Origin of the sequence: Saccharospirillum mangrovi (genome assembly GCF_003367315.1) — a bacterium.
GTDB lineage: Bacteria > Pseudomonadota > Gammaproteobacteria > Pseudomonadales > Natronospirillaceae > Saccharospirillum > Saccharospirillum mangrovi.
Genome location: NZ_CP031415.1, coordinates 3,462,351 through 3,489,196 on the forward strand (window position 1 = coordinate 3,462,351; position 26,846 = coordinate 3,489,196).

The window sequence follows — 26,846 nt, forward strand, 5'->3', positions numbered from 1 at the left end:
TTTATTCCGTGACAAAACGACAGCGTTTTTGAAGTGCAATCAACAATACCGACACCGCTGCGCCTGTCACCATGACCACCAATAAACTGGCTGGATGTTGGCGGTACAGCAGTGCTGTCAACATGGCGCCCAGTGTGCCCAATCCCATCTGCGCTGTCCCCAACAGCGATGCAGCATAACCGGCAATCTGCGGAATCGGGTCGAGCGTAATGGCCGAGGCGTTGGCGAAAATCAGCCCCATGCCGCACAAAAACGCGACGATGGTGCAGGCCAGCCAGGGCAAGGCTAATTCGATCCCGAGAGACGCCAGCAACAACGCCGTGCCGCCAATCAATACCGCCAGCAAATAGCCGAGCGCACCGAGATAAATCAGAGTCAGTTTGTTATGGCGTTTCACCATCACCCGGCCCCATTGCGCCGATGCCATGTAGAACACCACGGCGGCAGCAAAGCCCCAACCGACGACATCGGCCGGAAAGTGATAATAGTCGACCAGCACCGAGCCCAGGCCGGTGGCGATGGAGAAATACGCAAAGAAGGTCGCGCCCACCAACACGGTGCCCCACACCGCCGCCGGCGTGGTGAAAAACAGCCGGCTGCTGCTGCGCACCTGTTGCCAGACGTTACCCTGGTCCGTTGCCTGATGCGTTTCCGGCACGAAGCGCCACAGCAGAAACAACACCGCCACGCCGACCACCACATTCAACACCAGCGGTGCCTGCCAGCCGCTCAGCATCACCAACACCGTGCCGAGAATCGGCGCGACCATGGCGCCAGCCGCCAACGCCGTCACCATGATCGCCATCATCCGCGCGAGATTCGGGCCTTGATGGGTATCGCGAATCACCGCCCGCGCCAGCACCGGGCCGACGGTACCAGCCACGCCTTGCAGAAACCGCGCGATAAGCAGCAGTTCCATGGAATTCGCCAGCACGGTTACCAACGACATCACGGTGAACAGCGCCATGCCTGCAAACAACACCGGCAACCGGCCGTAGCGATCGGCCGCCAAGCCGACTGGAATCTGCCCCAGCGAATAACCCGCCAGATACAGCCCGATGGTTAACTGACCCTGGCTGGCGCTGGCGCCAAAGGCGTGGGTCAGCAATGGAATGGCAGGAATGATCGAGTCGATAGCGATAACCGACAGGCTGATCGTCAGTATCAGGCTAAGGTAGAAAGCGGGCGATCGATGAGACATGAAGGCACTGTCCTGCAACGTCTTTATTGTTGTGCGCAGCAGTCTAAGCGGTCCGCTCTTCGCCTCGATGCAACACAGCGTACCGAACCTGCAACGCCGCCAGACGCTACACTGGACCGCCTTTTACCATCGGCCGACCAGCCAGCTGCCGCGCCCACAAGAGCAGCACAAAAACAACAACGGAGGACACCGTGAAGACATTAAAAGACACCCGATCCATCGGCCTTGGTTGTATGAATCTGTCGCACGCCTATGGTCCGCGTCCGGCGGAAGAAGACGGCATCAAATTGCTCAACGCCGCGCTCGATCTGGGCTACGACCATCTCGACACCGCCGCTCTCTATGGCTTTGGCAAAAACGAATCGCTGCTGGGCAAGGCGGTGATGCATCGCCGCGACGAATTTTATCTGGCCAGCAAATGCGGCATGTTCAAAGGCCCGGACGGCCAACGCGCCATCGACGGCCGACCGGAAACCATCAAGCAAACCTGTGAAGACGCGCTGCAACGGCTGAACACCGACGTTATCGATCTGTATTACCTGCACCGTTGGGATAAATCCGTGCCGATTGAAGACAGCGTCGGTGCCATGGCCGATCTGGTGACAGCCGGCAAGGTGCGCGAACTGGGCTTGTCGGAAGTCTCAGCCGCGACTTTGCGCAAGGCGCACGCGGTGCACCCCATCGCCGCCGTGCAGACCGAGTTGTCGTTGTGGAGTCGTGATGCTGAAATCGCGGTCATTAAAGCCTGCGAAGCCATGGGCATTACGTTCGTGTCGTTCAGCCCGCTGGCGCGTGGTTATCTGAGCGGTAAATTGATCGATCCATCGCGTCTGCCCGATGGCGACATCCGCAAATCCATGCCGCGTTTCAGCACCGAGCACTACGCCAAAAACCTCGCCTTGCTGGAACCGATGAACGCACTGGCCGATGAATTGGGCATCACCACCGCGCAACTGGCGTTGGCCTGGGTGCTGCACCGTTCGCCGTCCATCGTCGCCATTCCAGGCACCACTCAGTTGAATCATTTGCGCGATAATCTCGCCGCAGCCGACATCGAACTGCACTCGAGCGTGATCGAAAAACTCGATGGGTGGATCAACGACGACACCGTGTCCGGCCCACGTTACGGCCAGGCGACGTTGGCGGAAATCGACACCGAGCCGTTCAACGTCGCATCCTGATTTGAGCGCGCGTTCAGGCCGGTGCGCGTTTGGCGCCGGCCACCCGCGCGAAGGTCGATGCCAGACTTTGGCTGGCCGGTGTCAGCGGGCTTTCACGGCGATGAATCAGATAAAGCGGGTAATCCGGAATCGTCTCGCGCACCGGCACTTCCACCAGCAAGTGCCGGTATTGCGGCTGTTCGGCCAACTTGGCCGGCAGCAACGCCACCGCTTCGGAATCGACCAATAACGCCAGCGTTGAAGTCAGCGAATAACATTCCATACGCGGTTGTGGCGCGGGCAAACCGGCTTGTTGAAAAATCTTCACCACCAGCGGACTGATGTTGGCGCCAGCGCCCACGTGCACCCAATCGAGCGGGTCCAATTGCGCCAGGCTGGTCGCGCCGCGATAACGGCTGCCAACACTGGTGACCACCGCCATGCGCATCCGCTCGATTTCGGTAACGATAAATTCCGTTTCCGGCAGCGGTTCCCACAACGGGCAGACAGCAAAGTCGATGCGGCCGGCGCGCAATTGATCGACCGCCAACGCCTGCAACCCTTCATAGATGTCGAGCCGAACCGCCGGGCAATCGCGTTGAAACAAGCGCACCGCCTGCGACACCAAATCGACGCACGACGACGGCGCCAACACGATGCGCACCACCCCTTCCAGTTCACCGCGTAACTGCCGCACTTCGTCGAGCGCACGGCCGGTTTCGTTCAGGATGGCACGGGCGCGCACGGCAAAGGCTTCGCCGTAGCGGGTTAAATCGATGCCCTTCACCGAACGGGTGATCAACGGCACGCCCAGCTCGGTTTCCAACTGGCGCAGTTTTTTCGACACACCCGGCTGCGACTGATGCAGCGCCTTGGCGGCTGCGCGAATGCTGCCGCTTTCCAGCGTCGCCAGAAAGGCTTCGATCAGATCCAGTTTCATCGCCGTTGTCCGTTGCAAAGCTATAACGAAACGTTATCACACGAACAATTTTGGCATCTACAGCGATAGATCGCAGGGTGTTATTTTGCTCCGATCAGCGATTGCACCAGACTGACAACAACAATCAGGGCCACTCGCCCATCTGCGGAGGTAACGCATGAGCCAAACTCACAAGACCCAGGTCGCCATCATCGGCGGCGGACCGGCCGGCATGCTGCTGTCGATCCTGCTGCACCGGGAAGGTATCGATTCTGTCGTCATCGAACGCGCCACCCGCGCCCACGTGCTGGAGCGCATTCGCGCCGGCATTCTGGAATGGAGCGCGGTTGAATTACTGCGCCGCGCCGGCGTCAGCGAGCGCATGGACAAGCAGGGCCACGCCCACGACGGCACCCGCGTCGCCTGGAAAGGCGAGCGTCATTTCATGATCGATTCGTACAAATATTCCAAGCGCAAACTGATGGCCTACGGCCAGACCTACATCACCGAAGATCTCTACGCCGAAATGGACAAGATCGGCGGCCAGGTCTGGCACGAAGCTGAAGACGTGGTGCTGCACGAACTGACCGACAAAGCGTCGTACGTCACCTTCACTCAGAACGGCGAAACGCTGCGCGTCGATTGCGATTACATCGCCGGCTGCGACGGTTTCCACGGCGTGTCGCGCCGCTCCATTCCGGAATCGGTGCAGAAGACGTTCGAGAAGGTCTATCCGTTTGGCTGGCTCGGCGTGATGTCGGAAACACCGCCGCTGGAAGACTTGTGGTACGTGCAACACGAACGCGGTTTTGCGCTGGCGTCGCAACGCAGCCCGATGTTGAGCCGCTATTACGTACAATGCTCGATGGACGACAAAGTGGAAAACTGGTCGGACGACCGTTTCTGGGACGAACTGACGCAGCGTTTCCCGCCGGACATCGCCAAACAAATCGTCACCGGCCCGTCGATTGAAAAATCCATCGCGCCGCTGCGCTCCTTCGTGTCTGAACCGATGCGTTACGGCAATCTGTTTTTGGCCGGCGACGCCGCGCACATCGTGCCGCCGACCGGCGCCAAAGGTCTGAACCTGGCCGCCAGCGACGTCTATTACCTGTGGCGCGCACTGGTTACGCACTACAAAGAAAACAGCGACAGCCTGATGGATCGCTATTCCGAAGTCGCGCTGGCACGGGTGTGGAAAACCGAACGTTTCAGTTGGTGGCTGACTGGCTTGCTGCATGTGTTCCCCGACCAGTCGCCGTTTGAAACCCGCGCGGCCGAAGCCGAACTCGACAGCATCGCCGAATCCGAAGCGGGCCTGGCCTGGTTGGGTGAACAGTACGGTGGTTTTCCAATAGAAGACTGGGGCTAATTCACGCCGGGCTGCGCCCGTTGTGAATGTTTAAACCAAAAAGGGAAGCTACCGCCAGGTGCTTCCCTTTTTGTAACCTGCGTCCAGCGTCTTCCGTCAAGCGTCTAGCCTAAACCTGAAACCGGCCCACCGCTGCCTGCAATTCGCCGGCGATGCTCGACACTTCCCGCGCCGATTCCGACGTGCGTTTCATGCTGTCACTGGCGTGCTGCGCGCGGCCGTTAATGCCTTCCAACGTCTGGCTCATTTCATTGGCAACACGGCTTTGCTCTTCAGCCGCGCTGGCGACCTGGGCGTTCATGTCGTTGATGTCGTTAACGCTGCGGGCGATGGCTTCCAGTGCTTCGCCCGCTTCGCTGGCCTGACTGGCGGTATCGGTCAGTTGTTGCTGGCTTTCGGTCATCAATTCAACTGAGGCGCGCGAGCCGCTTTGCAGCTTGTCGGTGGTTTCGCGTATCTGTTCAGTCGATGCCTGAGTGCGCGCGGCCAAGGTGCGCACTTCATCGGCGACAACAGCAAACCCCCGGCCCTGTTCGCCGGCCCGCGCCGCTTCAATGGCTGCGTTCAACGCCAGCAAATTGGTTTGCTCGGCGACGCCGGTAATCACTTCCAGCACATCGGAAATTTCCGCGCTGTCTTCATCCAACCGATGAATGCGGCCGGCGGTTTTCTCCACTTGTTCGGTCAACCGCTGCATGGCTTGTGTCATGCGATTGACCACCGCCAAACCTTGCCGGCTTTGTTGATTGGCGTCGTTGGCTGCGGTCGCCGCCTGGGCAATGTTCTGAGTGACATCGGCGGCCGTTGACGCCATTTGCTGCATGGCGGTCGCCATCTGGGAAATTTCCGATTGCTGCTCGCTGACGCTGTCGCTGCTTTCACGCGCCATGCGAATCAAACCTTCGGACGACTGCACCAGGCGTTTTGACGCCCGGTCGATCGAGGCGACCATCTCAGTCAGATTGGTGCGCATGGTTTCCAACGCCTGCATGGCGGTGGTCAGTTCATCACGCCCGCGCACTGGCAGCGGTTGATCGAGTTTGCCGGCGGATAAATCACGCGCACCGCCAATCATTACCCGCAGCGAACGCTGAATGTTAACGATCACCCAACAGGCGATGCCCAGCAGCGCCACCATGCCCAATGCCGCAGCCACCGCCATCATAACGTTGGACACCTCGGCGGTTTGACCAGCGCGTTGCTGAACGCGTTCAGCATTGCCTTCAATCAACTCGGTGAGTGCTTCCATCTGATCGGCCAGCGCATCATACGCGACGCGAAAATCGGGCAATAAAACCAGAGCGGTCCGGTAGGAAACGCCGGCTTCCTGCACCAGCCGTTCGGCGCTGGCGATGTAACTTTGCAGCGCTGGCAAAACGGCATCCAGGGCGTTCAGGGTGTCCGCATCGGTAATCAGTTGTTGGTTGGCGTCGAGTTGCTCGCGGAAGGTAGCGGCGTGTTCGGCGAGGTCGGCCTGCGCGCCGGCCAGAGCGTCCTGGTCGCGCGTTTGGCTGGCGATGAGCGACGCCATCACATCGGAACTGAGGGCGTCGTGCATCATGTCGGCCGTCAGGTGATGACTCAGAATGGAGGTGTTGGTCAGCATGCTGTCGGCCGACCGATCCAAATGATTGATGCCCAGAAATCCAAAGGCGCTGGTCAATGCCAACGCCAATACTGCGACCAGCACCAAACCCAGTAATTTCAGTTTGATGGTCATGAATCCGTTCACTCCGCCATGAATGTCTGCCTGACTCTAGTGGCCGAATGACGAAAGGGTGAAACCGGCGTTACGAAATTTTACAAGCGGCTACAGCATCACCTGCACAACGCCCACCGAGCTGGTAATCAACAGCACCCAACCCAACCAGCGATAGAAACGTTTGGCGTCGGCGCGTTGCAACATGGCGTGAAAGCGCAGCCCTAACACATGGCCGATGCCCGCCGCCGGCAACAAGTACAACGCCGCCAGCAATTGCAGATCGACACCAAAAATAATGAAGGCGCCGAGCTTGATGCACACCAGCACAAACCAGAGCGCAAACAAGGTATCGCGCAATTGATGCCGCGCCACATGCTGTGCCGCCACGGCAATCAACAAAGGCGCACCCACCAAAGACGCACCACTGATGTAGCCGCCCAAAATGATGAACAACCATTCCAATGGTTTGGAGGTACTTTGAAAGGGTTTATTGAGGATGTAACTGATCGAATAGCCGCCAACGATCACGAAAATAATGCCGCTCATTACCGCGTCGGGCAGCGTCAGCAAACCAAAAACGCCGATCAGTTTCGGGATCAGCAGCAGCGACAACAACTTGCCCAGATAGCGCCAATCGACCGTGCCGCCTTCGTTGTGTTCATCGGTTTGCTGCGATTGGCGATGGCTTTGCCACACCGTCAGCGACGAAAACACCAGCAAATGCACACCGATGATTGGCAAAAACACCACCGGCCGGTCGGCAATCAACAACAGAAACGGCAGCGACAATGCCGCGCCACCGAAACCCAAACCGGACCGAACAAAACCACTCCAAATAAACACCAGAGCGATCAACCCATACTGCATCAGACTGAGGTCGGACATTCCGCTACCTTGATTGGATTGAATTAAAGATGGGCCAATAAAAAACGACGCCGGTTAAGCGTCGTCATTGTCGTTTTGGGTGTCGTCTTCGGCATCGTCAACGGCCAAACCGGAAGCGATGGATTCGGGCAGTTTGCGCCGCACCGAGGCGCCCAATTCTTCCAGCACTTCGACTTGTCGCACCAGCGAACCGCGGCCGTCGCGCAGCGTTGTCCAGGCGTCGTCGTAAGTGCGTTGCGCGGTGCCTAACTGATTGCCGAGCTTTTCCATTTTCTCGGCAAAGATGCGCAGTTTGTCGTAAACCTTGCCGGCCTGGTCGAACAGTTTTTTCGCGTTGTCGTTTTGCCGTTCCAGCGTCCAGAGGTTGGCAACGGTGCGCAGCGTTGCCAGCAAAGTAGTTGGCGTGACGACGACGATGTTGCGTTCAAACCCGTCGTTGAATAATTGCGGGTCGGCTTGGAAGGCGGCAATAAAGGCTGGCTCGATCGGCATAAACATCAACACGAAATCCGGCGCTTTCATGCCATCGAGATGCGGATAATCTTTGTCGCTCAGCGAACGAATGTGTTGCCGCACCGAGGCGATGTGACGCTTCAAGGCGGCGTCTCGTTCCAAGTCGTCTTCAGCGCTGACGTATTGCTGGTAGTCGTTCAGTGAGACTTTGGAATCGATGATCAAGTGTTTGCCATCGGGCAGATGGACGATGAAGTCCGGCCGTCGGTTCTGGCCGTCTTCGTCTTTGAAATTGGCTTCGCGTTCGTACTCGCGGCCGCGTTGTAAACCGGCGCTTTCCAGAATGCGCTCAACCTGCAATTCGCCCCAATTGCCTTGCAGTTTTTTGTCGCCGCGCAGCGCTCGGGTTAAATCGCTGGCTTGTTCGTTGAGTTGGTTGTTCAACTCTTTCAGCGATTCGAGCTGGCTTTTTAATTCGGCGCGGCCTTGGGTGTCTTGGGTATGAATGTCGTCAACACGTTTGCGGAATTGTTCGACTTGTTCGCGGAACGGCTTCAACAAGGCATTGAGATTTTCCTGGCTTTGTTCAGCAAAGCGTTTGCCTTTGTTGTCGAAAATTTCGTTGGCGAGATTGGAAAATTCCTGCTTCAACGCTTCTTTATTTTCTTTGAGCAATTGCAACTGTTCTTCGTAATGACGTGCATCGGCCCGATGTTGCGTTTCCAGTCGTGCCAGTCGGTTGCCACTGTCATTTAATGCGCTGTCCAATTGCTGAATGCGAGCACGACTGGTATCCAGTTCGCTTTGCACGTCATCCAGTTTGCGCTGCGACAGTTGCGTTTCAAATCGCGCTTGCTGCAAATCGTTCAGCAGTTGTTGGCGCTCACTCAGTAACCGTTGGCGCACAATCAACAAACCGCCACCGGCCAGGCCAGCACCGATCAAAGCAGCCAATAACAAAGACGGTAAAAACTCCGGCGATAGCCAAGGCGTCATTAAATGGTTTCTCCCAAGGTACTCAGGTCCAGACGCTCAGATCGTCGTCGTTGTGGGGCAGTTCGTCGTTGTGGTGGCAGTTGGCGCGCAGCTTGATCAGACGTTCGCCCCAACGAGTGTTTTCCGCCGCCAGGCCTTCGTCGTCCAGGCGCCAGTCGCGGTGTTCCAGACAGACACTGAAGCCTTGCTTGAGCGGTTTCAGCGTCCACAAAATCAGGGTGTTTTCCCAATCCGGCGCGCCTTGCACGCACAGCCATTCCAGGCGTTGATCCGGTTCTTCTTCCACCACCCGCAGCGTAATGGGCGCTTCCAGGTCGCTGCTGCTCAGCCGCCAGCTGTCGCCACCGGCAATGCTGACGGTGCCCGACCACCAGCCTTGGATGCCGGTGCGCGTGGTCAGTTGTTCCCAGATGCGCGGGGCCGGGGCATCGATATCAACCTGATGAAACAGAGTAAACATGAGCGTCCTCGAGACTGGCTTGGGTGGGCTGGGTGCGTTGTCCAGCTGCATTTTTTGTCGGCCATATTCTGACACGTTTTGACTGTTCAAGTCGCCCGGCCAGCACTATGGTGGCGCGACTCCCATTAGCGCGACCCGGTAATTCGTGACACCCACCATGGCTTTGACATTAACGCCCGACGCTTCGCTCAATCGCTTGCCGGTCACCTTGCCGGGCGAGCCGGAGCGGCCGGCGCGGCATTGGGTGTCTACCGCGGCGCTGCATCAATTGATTCTGCAACAGGAGCCTGGCGACGAGCGTTCGGTGCGTCAGTTCCTGCGCACCTTTGACCCCAACAACAACGCCGACCAGCAGATTCTGACGCGCTACGCCGACCGTTTGATGACCGTGTTGAACACCGCCCTGGCCGCCGAATTCTGGGCCGCCGGCAACGCCTTTCAACAACGCTACGCCGACTGCTGGCGTCAGTGCCAACGGCTGGTGCTCGGCGGCGGTTTAACCAGTGGCGCGTTCGGTCAGGCGTTGACCGAAGCCTTGTCTGGCCGGTTAAGCGGTCGTGAATTGGTGCTATCGCCTTACGGCGGCCAGACCGGGCTGGCGGGGTTGGCGACGCTGTGGAAAACACACGAGCCGGAACCGACGCGCCACCCGCCCATGCTGGTGATGGATTTCGGCGCCACCGGCATCAAACGCGGCCTGGCTTTCGCCGATGCAGCAGTCGAACCGTTGCCGGAATTGACCGTTGATCACTGGCTCAACGACGCCGGTTTGTTTCGCGCCAACGCCTTTCAAGCGGTGCTGCGCGACACCCGCACGCTGGTTGGCGCGGCTTTGCCAACGGCCATCAGCCTGGCGTGTTACATGAACGGCGGCCAGCCGTTCGATTATCGCTCCGGTGTGTATCACCGCCTGGTTGAAGACAGCCCGAATCTGGCGGCAACGCTGCATCAGGAATGGCTGCCCGGCGCCGGCCTGGGCGCACTGGTCAGCCTGATGCACGACAGCAGTGCCGCCGCACTCGCCTTTCCCAGCCCGGTACCGGCGCTAACCATTACCCTGGGCACCGGCCTCGGCGTTGGCCTCTGCCCAAGCCTTTAGCCGGCGACGGCCAATAACAGCCGACAAACACCCCGCTGCGTTGAATTGACCCTTTGCGGTATGCTCCAGACAGAACCCGCCAAGGATGTTGCTGTGCCCTTCGATACCAACCTGTTTTTATTGATCGCCGGTCTGCTGGTGCTGATCGGCATTTTGGCGAGCACCTTGACGGTGCGCATCGGCCTGCCGTTTCTGTTGCTGTTTCTGGCGATTGGTATGTTGGCCGGCGAAGACGGCGTTGGTGGCATTCCGTTTGACGATTTCGATCAGGCGTTTCTGGTCGGCAATCTGGCCCTTGCAGTCATCCTGCTCGACGGTGGCATGCGCACCAAAACCTCGACGTTCCGCGCCGCTTTCTGGCCGTCACTGACGCTGGCGACCGTCGGCGTGGTGCTCACTGCCGGCGCGCTCGGCGCGTTTGCCACCTGGCTGTTGGGCGTGAATCCGCTGTTTGGTTTGTTACTCGGCGCCATCGTTGGTTCCACCGACGCAGCGGCGGTGTTCAATCTGTTGCGCAATTCCGGCATTCGGCTTAACGAGCGCGTCGGCGGCACGCTGGAACTGGAATCCGGCGCCAACGACCCGATGGCGATTCTGCTGGTCATCGTGCTGGTCGATCTGATTCAGGGCCAGGCTGAACTCGCCTGGTTGCCGTTGACGAAACTGTTGACCGAACAATTTATGCTCGGCGCTGCCTGTGGTGTTGGCGGCGGTTGGCTGCTGGCGCGGCTGGTAAGGCATCTGCGTCTGGCTGACGGTTTGCAGGCGCTGTTGGTGGTGTCGTTTGGCTTGGTCGTTTTTGCCGGCGTGAACCGGCTCGGCGGCAGCGGTTATCTGGCGGTGTATCTGGTCGGTTTGATGCTGGGCAATGCGCGCACCGGGCCTTCTGAGGCGGTGTCGCAAATCATGGACGGCCTTGCCTGGCTGGCCCAGGCCGGCATGTTCCTGATCCTCGGCTTATTAGTTGCGCCCAATGAAGTGCTGTATTTCGCCCCGACCGCTGGCGCCATCGCCGCCTTCCTGATTCTGGTGGCGCGGCCGGTGGCGGTGTTGCTGTGCCTGTTGCCCTTCCGCTTTCAATGGAACGAACGCTTTTACATCAGTTGGGTCGGGCTGCGCGGCGCGGTGCCGATTGTGTTGGCGGTCTACCCGGTCATGGCAGGGCTGTCGAACGCCGAATACATTTTTAATGTCACCTTTGCGGTCGTGCTGGTGTCGCTGCTGGTGCAAGGCTCAACGGTGCCGTTGATGGCGCGCTGGCTGAACATGCTGATTCCGCCGGCACCGGCGCCGGCCAAACGCCACCGTCTGGTGTCGAGCGAGCAGATGACGCTGGAAGTGGACGAGTTCCAGGTTGAGCCGGAATCGCCGGTTTTATCGCCGCTGTTCCGCGCTGGCGATGACAACCCGATCAACCCGACTGTGGTAGCGCTCGTGCGCGACGGCCGGCCGCTGCCGCCCGATGGCGACGTCAATCTGGCCGCCGGCGACCGCGTCTGGATGTTGTTGCGCAGCGAAGACGTCGACGACGTCGCCAGTCAGTTTTCCAGCGAGACCAAAGCCGGTTTGCTCGCCAGCAACAATTTCTACGGCGAATTCGTGTTGCGCCCGGACGCTCAAGTCGCCGATCTCGCCAGCGCCTACGGTTTGCCGATCACCGACGAAGAACGCAGCTTAACCGTCGAAGGCCTGCTGCACTTGCGTTTGGGCCGACATCCGGTGGTGGGTGACCGCACCCGGCTGGGCGCAGTTCGGCTGACCATCCGCCAGATGACCGGTGATCGCATTGAAACCGTTGGCCTGAAATTGCTGCCCAGTGGTCACTAGGCGACAGTTGTCTATACTGGATCGTCAATGTTCATGATCGGATACCGACCATGCCCGCCCTGAGTCTGGTCCTCGCCATTGTTTTACTGGGCACCACCCTATACACCACGGCTTTCTGGGTCGATGTCGCCCTGACGTTGGCCGCCCTGGTGTGTGTGGTGTTTTCCATCTGGCGGGGCCGTCGCGGTCAGTTGTTGATCAAGCTGGCGGTGCTGGCGGCCATTCCCGTGGTACCAATCACCACCTGGCTCGAAGGGCTGGTGCTGGAGCTGCAACTGAGTTCGCGCCAGAGCGAACTCAGTGACGATCTCAACATCATCGCCAAACGGGTGGAAAGCCAGTTGGTGATCAATCGCAGCCACCTGGATTCTATCGCCCTGCTGGTGTCCAACGCCGAACAGTTACCGCAAAGCACCTATCAAGGCTGGCTCGACTATCTGATTCCACCGCAGAATTTTGCCTATCTGAACATTGCCATTACCGACCATCTGATAATCACCCACGTCTACCCGGCAACCGCCGAAAACCTGGCACTGATCGGCCTGGATATGCGCACTGTGCCGGAACAGCGAGCGGCCATCGAACAGGTGATGCGCGACCAACAGCCGTTGGTGGTCGGGCCTATTGAGTCGTTGCAGGGCGATCAGTCGCTGATTTACCGCCTGCCAATTCCTGGCCGGCCGGACACGCTGGTTTCCGGCGTGTTGTCGCTCGACCGCCTGCTTGCCCGCGCCGCCTTATCCGGTTCGCGCATGAATCTGCAATTGACACTGGTGCGCAGCGACCAACACCACCAATTATTATCCGGCGGCGAACTGAGCCCGCTGGCGGTGCAGGCGCGATTCTTCCATTCCGGGTTCGACTGGCAATTCCTGGCTGAACCCGCCCAGGGTTTCGAGCCCTCGGTGTGGGCACCCTGGGGCGCTCGCGCGGCCGGTCTGATGTTGTGGATTTGCCTTGGCGCCATCGTCGGTTGGCAGCATCGCTTGATGCGCATCCGCGATCAGGAACGGTTGCGGCTGAAAACCCAGGAGCGCGAACTGCTCGCCGCGCAACGTCTGGGCCGTCTCGGTTCCTGGACCACCAACGATTACGAACATTATTCGCTGTCGTCGCCGTTGGCGGAAATGCTCGGCATCGAACAACAAACGCTCAGCGGCACTCAAATTCTGGCGCACATCTACGAACCCGACCGCGAATACGTGCTGTCGCATCTGCGCTTTGTGCGTTCCGGCGAAGCCACCTTCACCCGGTTGGAACACAGAGTGATGACCGACGAAGCGCTGATCTGGGTGGAACACAGCCTGGCGCTGAACGCCGAAGGTGAAATGTCGGGCATGGTGCGCGACATCACCGAAATCAAATCCACCGCCGCCGAACTGCAAAAACTCGCTTACTACGATTCGCTGACCGGCGCGTCCAACCGCAACTTTTTCGGCAAGCAGGTGCAGCAGGCAATCAGCCTGTCGCGCCGGCACGATAACCACCTGGCGTTGATCATCATCGACCTCGATAACTTCAAAGCGATCAACTCCCAATACGGCCACTCGATTGGCGACGAAGTGCTCAAGGTGATGACCGACCGGCTTGGCCAATGCACCCGTCGCAGCGACAGCATCGCGCGTTTGTCCGGCGACCGTTTTGCCGCTTGTCTGCAAAATCTCAAAGACCCCAGCCACGCAATTTTTGTGGCCGACAACATTCTCAAGTCGGTTGCCGAAGTGCTGACGCTGGACGACCGCCGCATCAGTTTGACCGCCACGTTGGGTATCGCCACCTGCCCGGAAGACGATCAGGACTACGAAGGTCTGGTGAAAAAAGCCGAGATGGCGTTGCAAAAAGCCAAGGAAGACGAGCGCGGTTTTTATCAGTTTTATTCCGATCAATTAAACATCGAAAACGATCGGCGTCAGGAAGTGATGCGGCTGTTGCCCAACGCTCTGAACAACAACGAATTCCATCTGGTGTTGCAGCCGCGCGTGTCGAGTGTGGACGGTCGCTGGTCGAGCATTGAAGTGTTGCTGCGTTGGGAAAGCGAGGTGTTGGGGTTTGTGTCGCCGGCGGAATTTATTCCGTTGGCCGAAGGCAGCCATCTGATTGTCGACATCGGCAATTGGGTGATTCGCGAAGCGCTGAGTCAGTTCGCCAGCAATCTGGATCGGCTCGATCCGGACGTGGTGATTTCCATTAATTTGTCGCCGCGCCAACTCGAACATGCCGACCTGGTGCGTTACGTGGCCGCCGAAATTCAGATGTCCGGCGTACCCGCCGAACGCGTCGAATTTGAAATCACCGAACATTCGCTGACCGAAGAATCCGACACCACACTGGCAACGCTGGCCGACCTGTCGCAGATGGGCATTCGCTTCGCCATGGACGATTTCGGCACCGGCTATTCCAACCTCGGCATGCTGCAATCGCTGCCGTTATCGGTGCTGAAAATCGACAAGCGTTTTGTGCAAAACCTCAGCGTCGGCGGCAAGCATCTGGAATTGATTCGCGCCATCATCAACCTCGGCCACACCTTGGGTTTGAGCGTGGTCGCCGAAGGCGTCGAAACCGAATTGGACGTGCAGACGCTCACCGCCCTGGGTTGCGACGAACTCCAGGGTTTCTATTTTTATCGACCGCAACGGCTCGAAACCTTGTTGGCGCGCCCGGAAAAAAGCACGGTGTAATAGACTCACTCAATGCGACACAGCAAGTGGCTGTGGCGACCGTGCTGCCCAACCAAAACTCAGTGCCGATAACAACGCCAGTGCAGTAAACACCTCAGTCGGAAACCGCAACGACGGCACCAGCCAGGGCAGGCTGGCACAGAGCAACCAGAACACCGCCGTTTGCACCACCGCACCGGAGCGCTGCTCCAACACCCGGCTGTTCAGCCACAAACCACCGCCTAACGGCAGAAAATGCAGTAGTGCGGCGGTGAAAGTAAGATCGCTGGTGTTGATCAGAAACCAGACCGTCAGACCCATCAACCAGGCGTGATTCGCGATAACGACGGCCTGCACTCGGCGCGCCGGCGGCGCATCGAATTTCACCTGGGTGTCGGGCAGGCAACGCGGCAACGGAAAACGTTCGGCAACATCGGCCGGGCGCCAGCCGGTTGGCATCCACCACAGCCGGCATTTATCGATCCAGCGGCGCGTGTGCCAGGCGTCTTTGAGCAACTGCCGATGCACCTGCAGGTTGGCAAAAAACGGATTCCACGACTGCAAAGGTTTACGCAAGCCATAGACACACGGTTCGCTGTCGAGCTCGGCTTGATAACTGCCGAACAACCGATCCCAGAGAATAAAGACGCCGCCAAAATTGCGGTCGATGTATGGGTCGTTGATGGCGTGATGAACGCGATGGTTCATCGGCGTTACCAACACCCGCTCCAACCAGCCGAGCCGACCGATAAAACGCGTATGCACCCAGAATTGATAAATCAGATTCAGCGAACCGACGACGACGATGACCTCAGGCGGGAAACCCAAAAACAGCATCGGCAGATAAAACACCGAACCAATCCAGAAATCGTTGAACGGCTGGCGCAACGCCGTCGATAAATTGAATTCCTCGCTCTGGTGATGCACCACATGAATGCCCCAGAGAAAATTAATCTGGTGCTGACAGCGATGGCTCCAGTAATAACAAAGGTCGTACAACACAAACGCCAGCACCCAGAGCGCTGGCGACATCGTTAATTCCGCGTGCGGCAGCAGCGCCCATAAAGTGGCGTAGCCAAGAAACCGAAGGAACTGGGTGGCGAAACCCAGCGTCTGGTTGAGCATGCCGGTACTGAGCGAGGCAATGGCATCGTTGGCGCGGTAATAACCGGTGCGGCGCCAGGCATCGACCGCAATTTCCAGCAGCAATAAAACGACAAAACCAGGAATGGCGTAGAGGATAAGATTCATCGCAGGCTCCGGTCGCTCAGGCGACCTTATTGTTTTTATTAAACACCCGGTCAGTAAAGATAGTTGGCCCGATGAGGCCTGTAAACCGCTAGACTAACGACCGCTGTCAACCGGAGTGTCCATCGCGATGATCGATCAAACCAACACCCTGCAAGCGGTTCGCCGTTGGGTCGACCGTCTGGTCGTGGGGGAAAATCTGTGTCCGTTCGCCAAACGCGAACTGGTGCGTGACCGGGTGCGCTTTGTTGTGTCCGAGGCACGCAACGAGACGGATTTGCTGACCGATTTAGGCCTGGAATTAAACCGCCTGCAAACTGAGCCAGACATCGAAACCACCTTGCTGATTCACCCGGCCGTGCTGACGGACTTTCTCGACTTCAACGACTTTCTCGACCAGGCCGATGCGCTGCTGCGCCAACTGAAACTCGAAGGCGAATTCCAGATAGCGACCTTCCACCCGCACTATCAATTTGCCGACACCGAACCAGACGCGGCGGAAAATTACACCAACCGTTCGCCCTACCCGATTCTGCATTTATTGCGTGAAGACTCGCTGGAAACGGCGATTGATCGCTACCCGGATACCGGCGAGATTCCCGAGCGCAACATCGCGCGCATGGAAGCCATGGGCGTGGCGCAACTCAAAGCCATTCTGGCTGAGTGTTACGCCTCGGATGCGTGAATCAGCGCCTGAGTGAGCAGCCACTGCGCCAGGTAATAAGTCACCATGATCGCCCAGCCGTGGGCGGGCAATACGGTCACAAACAGCTCTACCGCAATCAGCGAATCCGACAACACAAAACAGGCAGCGCCAGCCACGCCCGGCCAGATCGATTGGCGATTCATCGTGGCCGCCAGACCCATGCAGACAATCGCCGTCAGATACGCCAGCACCGGCACCAGCAACGCACCCAGATGCGGGCCGATCAGCAACAGCAGACTGCCACACCAGAGCAACAACATCAGCGCCAGCGGCAATCGCTCCGAACGCCAGATCAACTGTCGGGCGAAGAGCGCGGCATAGAGTAATTGCGCGATCAAAAACACCGCCAGACCGGGCACAAAGGCACCGAACGCCAACAGCACATCGCCCACGGCGCTGGCGACCAACGCCAGCGTTAAACCGCGCGCACCCCGCTGCCAGGCCAGAATGGCGAGATAGACGATCGGCAACGCCTTGATGGCGGCATCGCCCGTGAACGGCACCCAACCCAGCACCAGCAAATACAGCAACGCCAACCCGGCGTAGAGACTGGTTTGCACCGACTTCATTCCAACGACTCCCGTGGCATGGTGGTTTGACGACCGGCTTGCAACAGCGTTAATGCCACGCCGACAACGACGCAGCCAATGCCCAGCCATTGCACCGCAAGCACCGGCTGGCGCAACACCACCAGGGTCAGCAACGCATTGAACAGTGGCGCTGTGGTCATCATCAATCCGGCCAGACTGGGGTTGCCACGACTGACGGCGACAATCCAACTGAAATAGGCGACCAGCGATGGGAAGACGGCCACGTATGCCACCGCCCACCAGGCCGACACCGGCGGCACCAGCGCCGATCCGGTAACCAGACCACTGAGCCAGAACGGCACAATGAAACAGCTGCCACTGCCGATCAGAAACGTCAGCAAACCCAGGCCGTTCACCTGATGCGTCGGCACGCCTTTAAGCAACACCGAATAACAGGACCAGCCGAGCAAACCGACCAAAAACAGCAAATCGCCGCGCCAGGATTGTTCGGTCAGGCTCAAGCCCTGGCCTCGCGTCAACACCAGATAGGCACCGACCACAGCAACGCTCGCCGTCAGCCATTGCCCGGCCGTTAACCGGCCCTGGCCGAGCCAGCCCGACAGCACAAAAATCATCACCGGCATCAAGGCCGTTAACGCCCCGATGTTGACCGGCTGGGTGTATTCCAGCGCCCAATATTGAAAGCTGTTGTAGAGCGTGACGCTGAGAATCGACAGCAACACCAGACGCCGCCAGTGGCGCCGGTACCAATCGCGCTGGCGCCACAGCGACGGCAACCCGAACGGCGCGATAAACAGCAGCGCCAGCCACCAGCGAAATTGCGACAGGGTAAAAGCCGGCACCGACGCGACCGCCAACTTGCCGACAATGGCGTTGGTCGCCCAGAAAAAATTGGCCAGAACGGCGAAGCCGGTCGCGACCAGCATGGCGCGGTAAGACACAGGGACCTCGGTTTTATCGTTATTGGATGGGTGTGTTGTTCGACGCTATCGAGCGCCCGGAGTGTCCGCATTTTAACCGGCCTGCGCAACCGCAGACCGGCCCGTTAATCGGCGGTGGTTTGACGCAACTCTTGCGCCGCTTCCTGCAACGCATCGGCCAGTTCGCCCAGAACCGCCAACCGGCCGGTCATCGATTCCACCGTTGCCAACGAGGTAGCGCTGCTGTCGTTCAGTTCGCTGCCGCCGGACGCCAGCGCCTGCATTTCGCTTGCCACGCGGCCCAGCTGTTCTTCCAGTTCACCGAAGTTGTCACGCATCAACGCGACCTGTTCGGCCACGGCGTGCACGCGCTGCTGGCTGTCTTCACTGCGGCTGATGCCGAGCGCTATGCGCTGGCCGCTTTCGTCGAGCAGGTCACGAATCTCATTGGCCGAGGCGTCGGAGCTTTCCGACAGCGCCCGCACTTCGTCGGCGACGACAGCAAAACCCCGGCCGTGTTCGCCGGCGCGCGCCGCTTCGATGGATGCGTTCAATGCCAGCAAGTTGGTGCGCGCAGCGATGTCGCTGATCGCTTGCGACGCTTCGGCGATGCGTTCGTTACTGGCTTTGATCGCCGACATTTCCTGCACCAGTTCCGCCACCAGTCGCTGGGTGTGATCGGATTGCTCGCGCGTCGCATCGAGCGAGGTACCGACTTGCGCCATCGTCTGGCCGCTGACGGACATGATTTCATCGACCCGCGCCAGACTGTCGGCCAGTTGCTGGCTGAGGCCTGCCTGGCGGGCACTGACGTCATTCAAGGCCGTCGATTCCTGATTCACCTGGCTGCGCACTGAGGCAAGTTCAGCGGTGGCGTCGATCAACCGCGCGCTGACATCGCGGGTGCGCGAGGCCACTTCGCTCATGCGGTCGCTGGCGGCAGCCAATTGGTCGGTGTGTTCACTGGCGGCCAGTTCGGCGGCGCGGGCGTCGTCTACCGCCTGCAAGGTGATGCGCTGCATATAAGCCTGGCCGACCCAGATCATGATCACCGGCAACAGATACCCCACCACGATGTCGCGGTTCAGATCGCTGCCCGACAAAGGCGGTTCAGGAAAGACATGGCCGCCGAGTTTCAGCCAGACAAAAACGCCCGCGCACACCAACATCAACATCGACCAGACCGAGCCCCACAGCGGGTTGGTCATCATGTACGCCAGCACAATCAGCGTGACCAGCCAGAGCAAATACTGCGAGTCGATGCCACCAAACAGGTAGGCCGAAAACAGCGCGTGCGTTGCCATACCGGCAATCGCCAGATTGGAACCAAGCACCACCGACACACCGGCGCGCACCAACCAGGGCACTGGCAATACAAACAACATCAGAATCACCGCTGTTGTTTGCAGACCCACCACGCCAAAGGCGCGCCATTTCACCAGCGAATACAAACCCACCAGCAACGCCAGAAAACAGAACGCCACTACGGCTTTTTCACGCACCAGATTGCCGTCGCGTCGCGGCAGGAACCAACGCACCATGTCAGTCTCCATCAAAGAAAAGGCGGGCATTGTAATGGCAGCCCGCCGCCAACCTTTAGCCCTGGCAGGCCACTGTGTCGTTGCGTTCAAAGATAACCGCCTTTGAACACCGCTTCTGCTTTACTTAAACGATTTAGCCAACTAGGGTTCCGGCCGATTCGGTGGAGGCGCGGCGGCATGAACAATCAGGTACAGCTTATTACCTATGTTGATCGTCTCAGCGGCGGCGATCTTGAGGCATTGCACCGCTTGTTGCAGGGCCCGTTGCAGGGACTGTTTGGCGGCATTCATCTGCTGCCGTTTTACACACCGATTGACGGCGCCGATGCCGGCTTCGATCCGGACGATCATCTGACCGTCGATCCGCGTCTGGGCGATTGGTCCAACGTCAAAGCGTTGAGCCAGACCACGCCGGTAATGGCCGATTTGATCGTTAACCATCTGTCCAGCCGGTCGCCGCAGTTCCGCGACGTTCAGGCAAATGGTCGCGCCAGTCAGTGGCACGATCTGTTTCTCAGCTACGACCGCGTATTCCCCAACGGCGCCACCGAGCGCGATTTGACCGCCATCTATCGGCCACGTCCCAGCCTGCCGTGGACGCTCTACAGCATCGCCGGTGAAAAACGCCTGTTGTGGACCACCTTCACGCCGCAACAACTGGACATCGACGTCGAGTCCGACGCCGGCTGGGGTTATTTGCTGAGCATTCTGGATCGCTTCCGTGACGGCGGTGTGTCGATGATTCGGCTCGACGCCGCCGGCTACGCCATCAAGCGGGCCGGCACGCGCTGTTTCATGTTGCCGGAAACCTTCGACTTTATTCACCGCCTGAGCCAGGCCGCCACCGAGCGTGGCATGGAAACTCTGGTGGAAATTCACAGCCATTATCAGACCCAGATCGACATCGCCAACCGGGTCGGCCGCGTCTACGACTTCGCACTGCCGCCGCTGATTCTGCACGCCCTGTTCACCGGCGAAGCCGAACCATTGGCGAACTGGCTGAGGGTGTCGCCGCGCAACTGCATCACCGTGCTCGACACACACGACGGCATTGGCGTTATCGACGTCGGCGCCGATGGCGACAAGCCGGGCCTGCTGTCGCCCGCGGCCATCGATGCCTTGGTTGAAACCATCCACCAACGTTCCAACGGCGAAAGCCGACTGGCAACGGGTGCGGCGGCGTCTAATCTCGATCTGTATCAGGTCAACTGCACCTACTACGCCGCCTTGGGTGAGCGCGATGTCGATTACCTGATCGCCCGCGCGGTTCAGTTCTTTGCGCCCGGCGTGCCGCAGGTCTACTACACTGGCCTGTTGGCCGGTCGTAACGATCTGGCATTGCTCGAACGCAGCGGCGTCGGTCGCGACATCAACCGCCACTGTTATCAGCGCGAGGAAGTCGACATCCAGTTGCAGCGCCCGGTGGTGCAACAACTGTTGGCGCTGATCCGGTTGCGCAACGAACATCCGGCGTTCCAGGGCCGCTTTGATCTGGATCAGCCGGACGCGAGCCAGTTACGACTAGTCTGGCACCACAACGAGCACCGTTTGACGCTCGAAGTGGATTTCGCCCAACCGGCGGCTCGCATCGTTGATGCCGATTCTGCAACACCTCTGCTGAGTTGGTCCGCCGGCCCACAGAGTCTGTAATCGAGTTCAGGGCGTATTCAGATATTGCGTCCAGACTCAACACCGGCAAGGACGCCAACGTTGAGAGCGCCGCGCCACCGGCTTTCGCCGCTGATCATGAACAATCAGTCTAAAAAAGCGGGTGACAAACGCTCTTAAACGATTAAGCTAACGGCCGTGCTTTCCACGCCCAGCGTCTTTTCACCCCCGGTGTGTGGCGCTGAATGAGAAAACGCGAACATCCAATTGCACGAAAAGGGCTACAAAAATGACAAAATCCTTGATGAAAAAGACGCTTGTCGTCGCCATGACCGCTGCCTTTGCAGCCGGCGTTGCTGCTGAGGAAAACCCGACTCGCGGTGCCGCTGGTTTCCACTGGGACTCGTTGGATAAATTCGACGACATGGACCTCTCCGGCCAGACAGTTACTGTCGCCGGCCCGTGGTTGGCTCCGGAAAACGCTATCTTCAATGCCATCGTCAGCCATTTCGAAGCCGCCACTGGCGCTGACGTTCAGTACTCCGGTTCTGACAGCTTCGAACAACAAATTCGTATTGACCTCCAGGCCGGCTCTCCGCCCAACCTGGCGATCTTCCCGCAGCCGGGTCTGGCCGCCGACATGGCCAGCCAGAACCTGCTGGTGCCGCTGTCCAGCGATCTGCGCAGCGACGTTCTGAATAACTACGCCGCCGGCCAGTCCTGGGTTGATCTGGGCACTTATGCCGACGCCAGTGGTAAAGACAACTTCTACGGTGTCTTCTTCCGCGTCGACCTGAAGAGCTTGGTGTGGTACTCGCCGGACAACTTCGCCGACTACGGCTACGAAGTACCGGAAACCATGGAAGAGCTGATCGCTCTGTCCGACAAAATGGTCGCTGACGGCCAAACTCCGTGGTGTATCGGTCTGGGTAGTGGCGCCGCCACCGGCTGGCCGGCAACCGACTGGGTTGAAGACATGATGTTGCGTCTGAACACCCCGGCTGTTTACGACCAGTGGGTCAGCCATGAAATCCCGTTCAACGATCCGCGCGTGGTTGAAGCCATCGAACTGTTCGGCCAATTCGCCAAGAACGACGACTACGTTCAGGGTGGCGCTCAGGCAGTTGGTACCACCGACTTCCGTGAAAGCCCCAACGGTCTGTTCGACATCCCGCCGGGCTGCTTCATGCACCGTCAGGCCAGCTTCATCCCGGCCTTCTTCCCGGAAGGTACTGTAGTGGGTGAAGACGTCGACTTCTTCTACCTGCCGGCTTTCGAGTCCAAAAACCTGGGTAACCCGGTTCTGGGCGCAGGCACCGTCGTCACCATGCCGAAAGAAAACCCGGCTGCCCGTGCTCTGATGGAATACCTGACCACCCCGCTGGCTCACGAAATCTGGATGATCAACGGTGGCTTCCTGACTCCGCACACTGGCGTCAACAACGATCTGTTCGCCAACGACACCCTGCGTCGCCAGGCTGAAATCCTGCAGAACGCTGACACCTTCCGTTTCGACGGTTCCGACCTGATGCCTGGTGGTATCGGTGCCGGCGCTTTCTGGACCGGCATGGTTGACTACGTCAGTGGTGATTCTGCTGAAGACGTCGCCGACAGCATCGAACAGGCTTGGGAAAACCTCTAAGAGCGTTCCTACTGCCTGAGTCACGACGGAGCCCACGCTTCGTCGTACGCCGCCCGCCCCGGTCCCCGGGGCGGGCTTTTTAACCTAGTTCGGTCAGGAGACGACTGTGGCTCAGCAAATTATCACGGCAGTGATTGCTATTGCCCTGGCAATAGGGCTCAGTGCCCTTTTCTTTCTTGGAAGCAACTACTTGCTGGACCGTTTCCTGTCCAGCGACTCTCTGTCCGGCGATGCCGCCCGGATGAAGCGCGACAACCTGCGTGAATCGATCCGCCCCTGGATCTTTGTTGGACCTGCGGTTGTGCTGCTACTGGTTTATCTGGTGTACCCCGTATTTGCGTCATTGTGGTACTCCCTGCTCGACAGAAACGCGAACGAATTCGTTGGCCTGGCAAACTACGCCTGGGCATTCCAGAACCCCAATTTTCTGGTCGCCGTTCGCAACAACGTTCTGTGGCTCATCTTTGTACCGACTCTGGCCACGGGTTTTGGCTTGTTGATCGCCTACATGACCGACCGTCTGTGGTGGGGCAAGCTGGCCCGCACCCTGGTGTTTTTGCCGATGGCGATTTCCTTCGTCGGCGCGTCGGTTATCTGGAAATTCATTTATGACTACCGCGGCTCCGGTGAAGAGCAAATCGGTCTGCTCAATGCCCTGGTCGTTGCACTCGGTGGCGAACCGGTTACCTGGATCGCCGTGCCGTTCTGGAACAACTTCCTGCTGATGGTGATCCTGGTGTGGATCCAGACCGGTTTCGCCATGGTGATTCTCGGCGCTGCCATTCGCGGCGTGCCCGAAGACACGCTGGAAGCCGCCATCATCGAAGGCGCCAACCAGTTCTCCATCTTTTTCAAGATCGTCATTCCGCAGATTTTCGGCACCGTCGTCGTGGTGTGGACCACCATCACCATTCTGGTACTGAAGATCTTCGACATCGTGTTTGCCATGACCAACGGTCAATGGGACACGAACGTCCTGGCGAACTTTATGTATGACCAGCTGTTCCGCGCCGGCGACATCGGCAAGGGCAGCGCCATTGCCATCGTCATCATGATCGCGGTGACGCCGGTCATGCTCTACAACATCCGTCGCGCCCGCGCCGACGAACAATAAGGAGCCGACCATGAGCAGCCACAATTCTTCGTTACTGGCCGTGGGCGGCAAACACCTGGCGGTGTTTATCCTGGTCGCCCTCTGGACCATTCCCACGCTCGGCCTGTTGATCAGCTCGGTGCGTGACAAAGACCAACTGGCCCGTACCGGCTGGTGGACAGCGTTGGCGTCCAGCGAAAGCAACGAGTTCTACCGCACACCGACCGCCGATGCTCAGACCGAGCAAAGCGGCCAGTTCGTTATTGAAAGCAACATCTTCGACGTTGATCAGGGCAAGGAAGTGCAGTCCTGGAGCCTGCGTCCGACCGACCTGACCGCCTTCGGTGCCGGCGATACCGCCACGCTCGACGACGGCAGCCAGATGACGCTGGAGAAAAACGGCGATTTCCGTTGGGTCTCCAACGAGCCGTTCAGCCACAGCCGTGGTCAGCGCGTGTTCTACATCGCCGAAGTGCCGCCGATCTTCACCTTGACCAACTACAAGGAAGTGATGGCGTCCGAAGGCGTGGGCCGGGCCTTTATCAACACCATGACAGTGACCTTGCCATCCACCTTCATCCCGATTCTGATCGCCGCCTTCGCCGCCTACGCGCTGGCCTGGATGCGTTTCAAAGGCCGGATGTGGATTCTGGCGATCATCGTCGGCCTGTTGGTGGTACCGCTGCAAATTTCATTGATTCCGGTGCTGCGCATGTACACCACGCTGGGCGGCATTTTCGGCACCGAGCCGAAGTCGTACCCCGGCATCTGGTTAGCGCACACGGCCTTCGGTCTGTCGCTGGCGGTTTATCTGCTGCGCAACTACATGGCCGGTCTGCCTAAAGAAGTGATGGAGTCCGCCCGTATGGACGGCGCCAGCCACTTCGACGTGTTCCGCACCATTGTCCTGCCGTTGTCGATTCCGGCGCTGGCGTCGTTCTCCATCTTCCAGTTCCTCTGGGTATGGAATGACTTGCTGGTGGCGCTGGTATTCCTCGGCCAGGGCGAAGGCAAAACCGTGATGACGGCGCAGTTGGTCGAACTGCTCGGCTCACGCGGAGACAACTGGGAAATCCTCACCGCCGGCGCATTCATAACCATGGTTGTGCCGTTGATTGTGTTTATTTCCATGCAACGTTATTTCGTACGCGGCCTGTTGGCCGGTTCAGTCAAAGGAGGCTGATTTAAGTGGTAGCCGATCTCAACTGGTGGCGCGGTGGCGTGATCTATCAGATCTATCCGCGTTCTTTTTTCGACAGCAACGGTGACGGCATCGGCGATATTCCGGGCGTAATTGCGCACCTGGATTACATCGCCGAGCTGGGCGTCGACGCCATCTGGCTGTCGCCGTTCTTTACCTCACCGATGAAGGACTTTGGTTACGACATCTCCGATTACAAAGATGTCGATCCAATGTTCGGTTCGTTGCACGACTTCAAACGGTTGGTCGAACAAGCGCACCAGAAGGGATTAAAGGTCATCATTGACCAGGTTTACAGCCACACCTCCGATCAGCACGCCTGGTTCAAGGAAAGCCGCGCCAGCCGCGACAACCCGAAATCGGACTGGTACGTCTGGGCCGATCCCAAGCCCGATGGCACCGCGCCGAACAACTGGTTGTCGCTGTTTGGCGGCCCGGCCTGGCAGTTCGACACCCGCCGTGGCCAGTATTACATGCACAACTTCCTGACCAGCCAGCCGGATCTGAACTTCCACAATCCGGACGTGCAGAACGCCATCCTCGACACCGCCCGCTTCTGGCTGGAACTGGGTGTCGATGGCTTCCGTCTGGACGTGGTGAACATGTACTTCCACGACGCGGCGCTGACCGACAACGGCCTGGCCGACTCGCCGGAAAAAGTTTTCGTCGGTGCCGACCCGGTGAACCCGTTCACCCGTCAGTACCACGTGCACCAGATGTGTCGCGACGACAACCTTGAGTTCCTCAAGCGTCTGCGTGCGGTCATGGATGAATTCCCCGGCACCACCACCGTCGGTGAAATCGGCGCGCCGGGCGGCATGAAATACATGGCGCAATACACCTCCGGCGGCGACAAGCTGCACATGGCGTACACCTTCGAATTGCTCGACAAGCCGCACAGCATCGAACACATCCGCAACACCATGGAAAAGGTCGAGCAGAATCTGGGCGACGGCTGGCCGTGCTTTGCATTGAGCAACCACGACGTCGAGCGTTCCGCCAGCCGTTGGGGCAAAGACGCCGAAAATCCCAAAGCCTATGTGCGCACCACTTTAGCGTTGCTGACAACGATGCGCGGCAGCCCCTGTATTTATCAGGGCGAAGAATTAGGTCTGCCCGAAGCCGAGGTACCGTTCGAGCTGCTGCAAGACCCGTTCGGCATCGAATTCTGGCCGGAATTCAAAGGCCGTGACGGTTGCCGCACCCCGATGCCGTGGATCAACGAAGCCATGGGCGGTTTTACCTCCGACGGACACCCCTGGCTGCCGATCGAACCGATTCATCGTCAGTTGGCGGTCGGCGAACAGAAGCTCAATGCCGATTCCATGCTCAACTTCAGCCGGCAGTTATTGGCCTGGCGTCGTCAGCATCCGGCGTTGAAAGACGGCCGTTTTGAATGGCTCGACAGCGACCCGGACCTGCTGTTGTTCCGCCGCGTGGCCGATGGCGAAAGCCTGGTCATCGCGCTGAACATGACCAGCCGCGAATTGCCGGTTGAGGTATCGGGTCAAGCCGTTGAGGTTCCGGGCTTCCAGCCCGCCGGCTCCGGCCGGATACCGGCTTACACTCTGGCAGCCTGGACCGAGTAAGCGGACGCCGGCCAGC

The 26,846-nt window shown here is 59.0% G+C and carries 21 protein-coding genes; 11 read left to right on the forward strand and 10 right to left on the reverse strand.

Features of this window, described 5'->3' with window-relative positions; translation table 11 throughout:
- Position 1: 1 nt before the first annotated feature.
- Positions 2-1,201: an MFS transporter gene (locus tag DW349_RS16210; protein ID WP_108124225.1), complete on the reverse strand. Its 1,200-nt coding sequence runs from the start codon at positions 1,199-1,201 to the stop codon at positions 2-4.
- A gap of 191 nt (positions 1,202-1,392) precedes the next feature.
- Here DW349_RS16210 and DW349_RS16215 point away from each other — a divergent pair, with 191 nt between their 5' ends.
- Entirely contained in the window at positions 1,393-2,382 is a 990-nt protein-coding gene (locus DW349_RS16215; RefSeq protein WP_269801831.1) for an aldo/keto reductase, read from the forward strand.
- 13 nt (positions 2,383-2,395) lie between these two features.
- Here the strand turns inward: DW349_RS16215 and DW349_RS16220 are convergent, their stop codons facing one another.
- A complete protein-coding gene (locus DW349_RS16220; protein ID WP_108124227.1) occupies positions 2,396-3,301 on the reverse strand; it encodes a LysR family transcriptional regulator in 906 nt (301 codons plus the stop codon).
- Positions 3,302-3,458: 157 nt separating this feature from the next.
- On the opposite strand from DW349_RS16220, the gene pobA reads away from it, so the two are divergent.
- Positions 3,459-4,652, forward strand: a complete 1,194-nt coding sequence (gene pobA / locus DW349_RS16225) for a 4-hydroxybenzoate 3-monooxygenase (protein WP_108124228.1) — start codon at positions 3,459-3,461, stop codon at positions 4,650-4,652.
- Between the two features lie 109 nt (positions 4,653-4,761).
- Here pobA and DW349_RS16230 read toward each other — a convergent pair whose 3' ends face one another.
- From DW349_RS16230 to DW349_RS16245, 4 genes are all read right to left on the reverse strand, one after another.
- Positions 4,762-6,372 (reverse strand): methyl-accepting chemotaxis protein, encoded by a 1,611-nt coding sequence (locus tag DW349_RS16230; protein ID WP_108124229.1) that lies wholly within the window; start codon positions 6,370-6,372, stop codon positions 4,762-4,764.
- 90 nt (positions 6,373-6,462) lie between these two features.
- Positions 6,463-7,239 carry a TSUP family transporter gene (locus DW349_RS16235; RefSeq protein WP_108124230.1) on the reverse strand — a complete coding sequence of 259 codons (777 nt, stop codon included), beginning with the start codon at positions 7,237-7,239 and terminating at the stop codon, positions 6,463-6,465.
- A 54-nt stretch (positions 7,240-7,293) separates the two neighbouring features.
- A complete protein-coding gene (locus DW349_RS16240) occupies positions 7,294-8,688 on the reverse strand; it encodes a DNA recombination protein RmuC (protein WP_108124231.1) in 1,395 nt (464 codons plus the stop codon).
- Positions 8,689-8,710: 22 nt separating this feature from the next.
- Positions 8,711-9,148 (reverse strand): SRPBCC domain-containing protein, encoded by a 438-nt coding sequence (locus DW349_RS16245; protein ID WP_157954232.1) that lies wholly within the window; start codon positions 9,146-9,148, stop codon positions 8,711-8,713.
- Positions 9,149-9,305: 157 nt separating this feature from the next.
- On the opposite strand from DW349_RS16245, the gene DW349_RS16250 reads away from it, so the two are divergent.
- The 3 genes from DW349_RS16250 (at position 9,306) to DW349_RS16260 (ending at position 14,752) form a co-directional block, all read left to right on the forward strand.
- On the forward strand, positions 9,306-10,247 hold the full coding sequence (locus tag DW349_RS16250) for a hypothetical protein (protein ID WP_108124233.1): 942 nt from the start codon (positions 9,306-9,308) through the stop codon (positions 10,245-10,247).
- 93 nt (positions 10,248-10,340) lie between these two features.
- Entirely contained in the window at positions 10,341-12,074 is a 1,734-nt protein-coding gene (locus DW349_RS16255) for a potassium/proton antiporter (RefSeq protein ID WP_198650403.1), read from the forward strand.
- Positions 12,075-12,124: 50 nt separating this feature from the next.
- A complete protein-coding gene (locus tag DW349_RS16260; RefSeq protein ID WP_108124235.1) occupies positions 12,125-14,752 on the forward strand; it encodes a bifunctional diguanylate cyclase/phosphodiesterase in 2,628 nt (875 codons plus the stop codon).
- Positions 14,753-14,761: 9 nt separating this feature from the next.
- On the opposite strand, the gene DW349_RS16265 is transcribed toward DW349_RS16260, so the two are convergent.
- Positions 14,762-15,982 carry a sterol desaturase family protein gene (locus DW349_RS16265; RefSeq protein ID WP_108124236.1) on the reverse strand — a complete coding sequence of 407 codons (1,221 nt, stop codon included), beginning with the start codon at positions 15,980-15,982 and terminating at the stop codon, positions 14,762-14,764.
- Between the two features lie 127 nt (positions 15,983-16,109).
- Here DW349_RS16265 and DW349_RS16270 point away from each other — a divergent pair, with 127 nt between their 5' ends.
- Positions 16,110-16,664, forward strand: coding sequence for a DUF1415 domain-containing protein (locus DW349_RS16270; protein ID WP_198650404.1), 555 nt, complete (start codon positions 16,110-16,112; stop codon positions 16,662-16,664).
- Here DW349_RS16270 and DW349_RS16275 read toward each other — a convergent pair.
- The 3 genes from DW349_RS16275 to DW349_RS16285 form a co-directional block, all read right to left on the reverse strand.
- Positions 16,646-17,254: a lysoplasmalogenase gene (locus DW349_RS16275; protein ID WP_157954233.1), complete on the reverse strand. Its 609-nt coding sequence runs from the start codon at positions 17,252-17,254 to the stop codon at positions 16,646-16,648. The two genes, DW349_RS16270 and DW349_RS16275, sit on opposite strands and share 19 nt — an antisense overlap.
- Complete coding sequence (locus DW349_RS16280) at positions 17,251-18,177, reverse strand: DMT family transporter (protein WP_108124238.1); 927 nt, start codon at positions 18,175-18,177, stop codon at positions 17,251-17,253. The genes DW349_RS16275 and DW349_RS16280 overlap by 4 nt, the downstream gene beginning before the upstream one ends.
- Before the next feature lie 104 nt (positions 18,178-18,281).
- Positions 18,282-19,697 carry a methyl-accepting chemotaxis protein gene (locus DW349_RS16285; RefSeq protein ID WP_157954234.1) on the reverse strand — a complete coding sequence of 472 codons (1,416 nt, stop codon included), beginning with the start codon at positions 19,695-19,697 and terminating at the stop codon, positions 18,282-18,284.
- A 177-nt stretch (positions 19,698-19,874) separates the two neighbouring features.
- Between DW349_RS16285 and gtfA the strand changes: the two genes are divergently transcribed.
- The 5 genes from gtfA (at position 19,875) to DW349_RS16310 (ending at position 26,830) form a co-directional block, all read left to right on the forward strand.
- Complete coding sequence (gene gtfA, locus DW349_RS16290; RefSeq protein WP_108124240.1) at positions 19,875-21,347, forward strand: sucrose phosphorylase; 1,473 nt, start codon at positions 19,875-19,877, stop codon at positions 21,345-21,347.
- Between the two features lie 262 nt (positions 21,348-21,609).
- Positions 21,610-22,947, forward strand: coding sequence for an ABC transporter substrate-binding protein (locus DW349_RS16295; RefSeq protein WP_108124241.1), 1,338 nt, complete (start codon positions 21,610-21,612; stop codon positions 22,945-22,947).
- A 106-nt stretch (positions 22,948-23,053) separates the two neighbouring features.
- Complete coding sequence (locus DW349_RS16300) at positions 23,054-24,061, forward strand: carbohydrate ABC transporter permease (RefSeq protein WP_108124242.1); 1,008 nt, start codon at positions 23,054-23,056, stop codon at positions 24,059-24,061.
- A 10-nt stretch (positions 24,062-24,071) separates the two neighbouring features.
- On the forward strand, positions 24,072-25,223 hold the full coding sequence (locus DW349_RS16305) for a carbohydrate ABC transporter permease (protein WP_108124243.1): 1,152 nt from the start codon (positions 24,072-24,074) through the stop codon (positions 25,221-25,223).
- Positions 25,224-25,228: 5 nt separating this feature from the next.
- Complete coding sequence (locus DW349_RS16310) at positions 25,229-26,830, forward strand: alpha-amylase family glycosyl hydrolase (RefSeq protein WP_108124244.1); 1,602 nt, start codon at positions 25,229-25,231, stop codon at positions 26,828-26,830.
- Positions 26,831-26,846: the final 16 nt, after the last annotated feature.